General features: G+C 71.5%; 6 protein-coding genes. 3 read left to right on the forward strand and 3 right to left on the reverse strand.

Features of this window, described 5'->3' with window-relative positions; all coding sequences use genetic code 11:
- Positions 1–174: 174 nt before the first annotated feature.
- From DQW85_RS30150 to DQW85_RS30160, 3 genes are all read right to left on the reverse strand, one after another.
- Positions 175–1,740, reverse strand: coding sequence for a DHA2 family efflux MFS transporter permease subunit (locus DQW85_RS30150; protein ID WP_162795490.1), 1,566 nt, complete (start codon positions 1,738–1,740; stop codon positions 175–177).
- On the reverse strand, positions 1,737–2,360 hold the full coding sequence (locus tag DQW85_RS30155) for a TetR/AcrR family transcriptional regulator (protein WP_113703209.1): 624 nt from the start codon (positions 2,358–2,360) through the stop codon (positions 1,737–1,739). The genes DQW85_RS30150 and DQW85_RS30155 overlap by 4 nt, the downstream gene beginning before the upstream one ends.
- A gap of 110 nt (positions 2,361–2,470) precedes the next feature.
- Positions 2,471–2,896, reverse strand: coding sequence for a VOC family protein (locus DQW85_RS30160; RefSeq protein WP_113703210.1), 426 nt, complete (start codon positions 2,894–2,896; stop codon positions 2,471–2,473).
- Positions 2,897–2,987: 91 nt separating this feature from the next.
- On the opposite strand from DQW85_RS30160, the gene DQW85_RS30165 reads away from it, so the two are divergent.
- The 3 genes from DQW85_RS30165 to DQW85_RS30170 form a co-directional block, all read left to right on the forward strand.
- Positions 2,988–4,022 carry a helix-turn-helix transcriptional regulator gene (locus DQW85_RS30165; RefSeq protein WP_113703213.1) on the forward strand — a complete coding sequence of 345 codons (1,035 nt, stop codon included), beginning with the start codon at positions 2,988–2,990 and terminating at the stop codon, positions 4,020–4,022.
- 82 nt (positions 4,023–4,104) lie between these two features.
- Positions 4,105–4,251, forward strand: a complete 147-nt coding sequence (locus tag DQW85_RS46130; protein ID WP_198654225.1) for a hypothetical protein — start codon at positions 4,105–4,107, stop codon at positions 4,249–4,251.
- Positions 4,252–4,358: 107 nt separating this feature from the next.
- A partial coding sequence (locus tag DQW85_RS30170; RefSeq protein ID WP_113703211.1) for an ATP-binding protein occupies positions 4,359–6,725 on the forward strand: 2,367 nt, incomplete at its 3' end.

Raw genomic sequence — 6,725 nt, forward strand, 5'->3', positions numbered from 1 at the left:
GCCCAGCATCGCCGCCCGCTGATCCGCACCCACCCGATCCACACCGGGCAGGCCATGCAGAAACGCTCTCAACGTCGTCTCGGAGGACGTCACGTCCGCGAGCGAGGTAGTCGTGGTTGACACCTCCACAGCATCGCCGACCCGGCGCACTACTTCCAAACCGGATCTTCCGCCTCAGGATGCGGTGCCGGCGGCGCGGTTGCCGACGAAGAGGCCGAGAACGGCGCAGAGCAGCATGGTGACCGCCCCCACCCACAGGGCGGCGTGCATCCCCGAGGCGAAGCTGAGGTGCGCGGCCCGCGTGACGAGTTCGCCGACCTGGCCGCTGAGACCTTCCGGCACGGGCGCCACCCCCTGCGAGACCAGCGCCCCTCCCGACCGCTCGATCCGGGCCGCGACCTCGCCGGGCACGCCCGCCTGGGCCAGGTTCGACGGCCATACGGCGGTGGAGCGGGCCGCGACGACCGCGCCCAGCACGGCGGTCCCGACGAGCCCTCCGAGGTGGAAGACCATCTGGTGGATTCCGGCCGTCGGAGCGGCGAGCTCCGCGGGGGTGTTCGCGAGGATGGCGTGCATCGAGGCGGTCATCGTCACCCCCAGACCGGCGCCGAGAAGCGCGAACGGTATGCCCACGTCCAGGTAGGAGGCGTCCGCTCCGAGACCGGTGAAGAGCAGGAACGCGATGCCGGCCACCAGGAAGGCGCCCACGAGGGGACCGCGCGTGCCGGCCCTGCGGATGAGAGCGCTCGAACCCATCGCCGCCACCATGGTGGCCACGCTGAGCGGCGTGGTCTGCAGGCCCGCCTCCAGCGGCGAGCGTCCCAGGACGTTCTGCAGGTGGAGGATGACGAAGAACATCGCGCCGAGCAGCGCGAAGTTGGTCATCAGGGTGAGCGTCAGCCCGATGGTCACCGACCGGTCGCGGAACAGCCGCAGCGGCACGAGCGGGTCGGCCACCCGCGTCTCGGCCAGGACGAAGGCGGTGCCGAGGATCGCGCTCGCGGCCAGCGCGGCGACGATGATCGGACTGCCCCACCCGGCCTCCGGCGCCTGGATGACGGCGTACGTCAGGCAGACGAGCGTGAGCACCAGCAGAGCCGTGCCGGCGAAGTCGAACCGCCCGGCCCGCTGGACGGGCTGACGCCGGATCACCAGAGCGGCCACGACCAGGCTGATCACGGCGATGGGGATGCCGATGGCGAACCCGGAGCGCCAGCCGAAGCTCCCGATCAGCCATCCGCCGATGATCGGGCCCGACGCCGAGGCGCCCTCCAGCACGGCCGTGAACACCCCGAGGGCGACGGGCAGCCGCTCGACGGGGAACGTCGTGCGCAGGAGGGTGAGCGCGTTGGTCAGGATCAGCGCACCGAACACGCCCTGCAGAGCGCGGGCGCCGATGACGACGCCGACGGTCGGAGCGAACGTGATGACCGTGGTGGTCAGGCCGAACCCGGCGATGCCGAGCAGGAACAGTTTGCGGCGGTCGAACCGGTCACCGATCCGGCCGGCCAGCACGAGGGTGGAGGCGAGGGCGAGCAGGTAGCCGTTGGTCACCCATTGGAGCTGGCTCAGCGTCGCGCCGAGATCCTGGGCCAGCACCGGGTTGCCCACCGAGGTGACGGTGATGCCGATCGCGACCACGAAGACGCCCAGGCAGACGGCCAGCAGCGACCCCCAGGGCGACTGGGGACGCCCGGCCTCGGAGGCGGCGCTCGGGCCCGCCAGCGATCCGGCCGTCACGCCCTGGCTCCCGTCGCCTCGCGCAGCGCCTCCGGCAGCAGCTCCACATACCGCCTGACCAGCATGACGAAGTCGTCCAAGGTCGTCCCGTCCTCCGACAGCCAACGCCGCTCGGCCACCTGCAGGGCTCCGTAGAAGGCGGCGACCGTGAGCTCGGCCTTGACGCGCCGCTCCGGGCCGAAGTCGGGCCGTGCGGCCAGCGCGTCGGCCAGGTCGGCCTGGTGCTGGGCGATGAGGCGCAGGTTCGCCGCACGTAGGGCGGGCTCGTTCAGAATGATCTTCGACAGGTGGGTGAGGGTGTCGGAGGTCAGCCAGCCGGCGTCCAGCTCCCAGCCGTGCTCCACCGCCGCGAGCAACGCGTCCAGCGGGCCGAGCGAGGCGCCGAGCTCCCGGAGCCGGTCGACCCGCGCGCTGTCCGAACGATGGAAGTACGCGGCGGCGACGTCCTCCTTGCTGGGGAAGTGGCGGTAGAGGGTGCGCAGCGACATCCCGGCGCGGGCGGCGATCGCGTCGGCCGTCACGTGCGCGTAACCCTCCTCCAGGAGGAGCGCGATCGCGGCCCGGCCCAGATCCTCCCGCACGCGATCGTGATTGCGCGCCCGCAGGTCTCTTGTTGTCATGCCATGACCATATAGCACGCCACGCCAATATGGCACATTGTGCCAGCACGGCGATGCCCAGGCAGTACGCGGTCCGGGTGGCGGCTGCCCGCCACCCGGACTCGCGATGGTCAGGAGGCGCTGTAGTCGCTGACGACGTCCACGACCCAGGTGACGCCGAACCGGTCGGTCAGCATGCCGTACAGGGGTGCCCACTGGGCGGGCCCCAGCGGCTGCACGACGGTCGCGCCGGCGGCGAGCTTGTCCCAGTAGCCGGTGATCTCCTCGGCCGCGTCGCCGCGGAGCGAGATGAAGAACGCGGTCTCGCCCCGGTTGTACGGCAGGCGCGCGGGCACGTCGTAGGCCATCACGTGGAAACCGCTGCCGGCGGTCACCTGGCCCCACATCACCTGGTCGGCCTCGGCCGGGTCCTGGACGTCACCGGCGTCCTTGTAGGTGACCATGGCCACGTCCCCGCCGAACACGGACTGGTAGAAGGTGAGCGCCGCACGGGCGTCACCGCGGAAGTTCAGGTGGGTCACGGACTTGACGGACATGAACTGCTCCTTGTCGCTCGGTTTCCTCGGTGGCCACCGTCGCAGGAGTAGCGGACAGGGTGTGGCCGCTTCTTGCGGCACCATGGGAATCGTGCAGAAAACCTCATCGCGACTGCTGGCGTTGCTCTCGCTGCTCCAGGCGCGCCGGGACTGGCCGGGGGCGCTGCTGGCCGAGCGGCTGGAGGTGAGCCCCCGCACCGTGCGCCGGGACGTCGACCGCCTGCGCGAGCTCGGCTATCCCATCCTGGCCACCAAGGGCCCCGACGGCGGCTACCGGCTGGACGCGGGGACACAACTGCCCCCGTTGCTGTTCGACGACGAGCAGGCCGTCGCCCTGGCCGTCGCCCTCCAGATCGCCACCATCTCCGGGGTGGGCATCGAGGAGGCCGCGGCGCGCGCGTTGAACACCGTCCGGCAGGTCATGCCCGCACGACTGCGCCACCGCATCGACACCCTCCAGGTCACCGCCGTCGAGCCGCCCGCGTCCCGGCCTGAGCCGCAGGTCGACAGCGGCGTGCTCGTCGCACTCGGCGCCGCCGTCCACGGCCGCGAAGAGCTGCGCTTCGACTACGCCGGCGGGGAGCCCCGGCGGGTGCAGCCCCATCACCTCCTCGCCCGGGGCGGGCGCTGGTATCTCGTCGCGTGGGACCTCGACCGCGAGGACTGGCGCACCTTCCGCGCCGATCGCATCGTCCCCCGCACCCCGACAGGGCCTCGCTTCACCCCGCGTGAGCTGCCGGCGGGGGACCCGGCCGCCTTCGTGTCCGCCAGGTTCCGCGGCTCCGACGGCTCGCGCGACTGGCCCTGCCGCGGCGAGGTGATCCTCCATCTACCTGCCGCCGCCGTGTCGCCCTACACCCGCGAGGGAATCGTCGAGGAACTCGGTCCGAACCGCTGCCGGCTCGTCCTGGGCTCGTGGTCATGGCCCGGCCTGGCCGCCGCCATCGGCAGGTTCGACGCCGACGTCGAGGTCGTCGGCCCGGCCGAGCTCAAGGACGCCTTCGCGCACCTGGCCCGCCGCTACGCCGACGCCGCGACCAGCGCTTCCGGTCTCCGCGCTGAGCGGCGCCTAAGGCGGTCTGAGGGTGTCCTAGGTATCCCGGGGCCTGAGCCCGGCCGGAGATAGGACATCCGCCCGATGTGCCGGGGTGGGCCTTAGCACGAGGCTTATAGCTGTCAGCAGGAAACGGGATATGTCAGGAGACATCGTGAACCCTGAGATCGAGTACGAACTCATGAAGAGCCAGGCGAAGGAGCTGCGCGAGGCCGCAGCGAGGCACCGGCGCGTACGGGAGGCGGAGCGGGCCAACAAGTCCGAGCGTCGCTCGGTCTTCGGCAAGCGCCGTTCCTCATGATCACCCTACGAGAGCCCGGCCGCATCCTCCCTCGCGGCCGGGCTTCAGTACCTTGGTGAGCCATCCGGCCCTTTTAAACCCGTCGAAAGCTTCATATAGGGCATGCCATGCTGGATCACATGCTGGGCCGTTCGGTGAGTCCCGTGTTCGTGGGGCGAGAAGAGGAGCTCGCGACACTCTCGGAGGCGTTCGAGGAGGCCCGCAACGGCACCGTGACGGCCGTCCTGCTCGGGGGCGAGGCGGGGGTCGGCAAGACCAGGCTCGTGCAGCGCTTCGCCGAGCAGGCCGCCGGACAGAGCGACGCCCTCGTCCTGTACGGCGGATGCGTCGAGCTGTCCACCGAGGGCCTGGCCTACGCGCCGTTCACCGCCGCGCTGAGGCAACTGGTCAGGGAGCAGGGCCCGGCGAAGGTGGCCGCGCTGCTGCCCGAGGGCGCCGAGCGCGACCTGGCCCGGCTGCTGCCCGAGTTCGGCGAGCCGAGCGGCGACGGCGAGACGGAGACCGGCCGGGCGCGGCTCTTCGAGCAGTTCCTCACGCTGCTCGAACGGCTGGCCGACACCCGGCCGACGATCCTGCTCATCGAGGACATCCACTGGGCCGACAGGTCCAGCCGCGACCTGATCGCGTTCCTCAGCCGCAACCTGCGCTCGCCGCAGGTGCTGATCCTCATGACCTACCGCTCCGACGACCTGCACAGGCAGCACCCGGTCCGGCCGGTGCTCGCCGAGCTGAGCAGGGTCAACGGGGTGCTCAGGGTGGACCTGTCCCGGCTGTCGAGGGACGAGGTCGCCCAGCAGATGGCCGGCATCCTCGGCACCGTCCCCGAGTACGCCAAGGTGCAGAAGGTCTACGACCGCAGCGAGGGCATCCCGCTGTTCGTCGAGGCCCTGCTCGACAGCGGCGACGAGTGCGCGTTCCCGGCTTCCATGCAGGACCTGATCCTCGGCACGGTCGAGCGGCTGCCCGAGGAGACGCAGCGGGTGCTGCGGATCGCCGCCGCGGGCGGCACCCGGGTCGGCCACGCGCTGCTCGCCGCCGTGAGCGGCCTTTCCGACGTGGAGCTGGAGGGCGCGCTGCGCCCCGCCATCGCCGGCAACGTGCTGCAGATCGCCGACAACCGCGCCTACGTGTTCCGCCACTCGCTGATCCGCGAGGCCGTCCACGAGGAGCTGCTGCCCGGGGAGCACCAGCGGCTGCACTCCCGCTATGCGGAGGAGATCTCCCGCGACCGCAGGCTCGTCCCGCCCGGCCGCGCCGCCGTCGAGCTGGCCCACCACTGGTACGGCGCGCGCAACGACCTGTGGGCGCTGATCTCGGCCTGGGAGGCGGCCCAGAAGTCGTTCCACGCGTTCGCGTACACCGAGGCGGTGCCACTCCTCGAGCGCGTGCTCACGCTGTGGGACCGGGTGCCCGACGCGGCCGAACGCATCGGCGCCGACCACGCCGCGGTGCTCGAACGGGCCAGCGAGGCCGCCCACGCCGGCGGCGAGCTGGACAGGGGCGTCAAGTTCGTCAAGGCGGCGCTGGCCGAGCTGGACGAGACGCGCGAGCCCGACCGGGTCGCCAAGCTGATCGTGCGATGGGCCTCGTTCAAGTCCTACAAGGGCAAGATGGGGATCGTCGACGACCTGCGCCACGCGCTGCGCCTCGTCCCCGAGCCCAACCTGGCCCGTGCCGAGATCGCCACGTCGATGGCCCAGCACCTCATGCTCAGCGGCGAGATCGAGGAGGGCGCCGCGCTCGTCGAGGAGGGCCTGAGCCTGGCCAGGGAGCTGGGCGACAGATACATCGAAGGCGAGCTCCTGCTCAACCTGGCGCTCGGCCACTCGATCGCGGGAGACACCGAGGCCACGCTCGCCACCAACCTGCGCGCCCTGGAGCTGGGACGCCAGGAGGGCTCCGGCCGCCTGATCACCCGCGCGATCGGCAACAACATCGACACGCTGAACGACCTCGGCCGCTGGGAGGAGGCCCTCGCCCTGGCGGAGGAGGGCTGGCTGCTGGCCAAGAAGTACGGGCGGATCCGGGTCACCGGCCTGTTCATCCTCAACAACATGGCCGAGATCCTCGAGGCGATCGGCCGCTGGGACGACGCCATCGAGACCATCGAGCGCGCGCTCAACCTCGGTCCCGTGCTGCGCAACCGCAAGCACCTGCTGCGCGTACGCGCCGACGTGGCCCTGGGCAGGGGCGAGCTGGGGCTGGTCGAGGCCATCCTGAGCGAGACCGGCGTGCTGAAGGAGCGGCCTGAGGACTTCCTCCAGGACATCACCAACAGCATGCGGCTGCACATCGGCTGGCACCTGCTCAAGGGGGAGCCCGACGCGGCGCTGGCCGTCGCGGAGCGGACGCTGGCCCGGCATGCGCAGTCGCCCAAGGCGATGCTCGGCTGGCGCCTGCTGGCGCTGCTCACCACGGTGTGCGACGCCGCGGAGCCCGCCGCGCCCGCGAGCGCCCGTGCGGTGCGCGCGCAG

This window comes from Nonomuraea lactucae (genome assembly GCF_003313395.1).
In the GTDB taxonomy this organism is placed as follows: domain Bacteria; phylum Actinomycetota; class Actinomycetes; order Streptosporangiales; family Streptosporangiaceae; genus Nonomuraea; species Nonomuraea lactucae.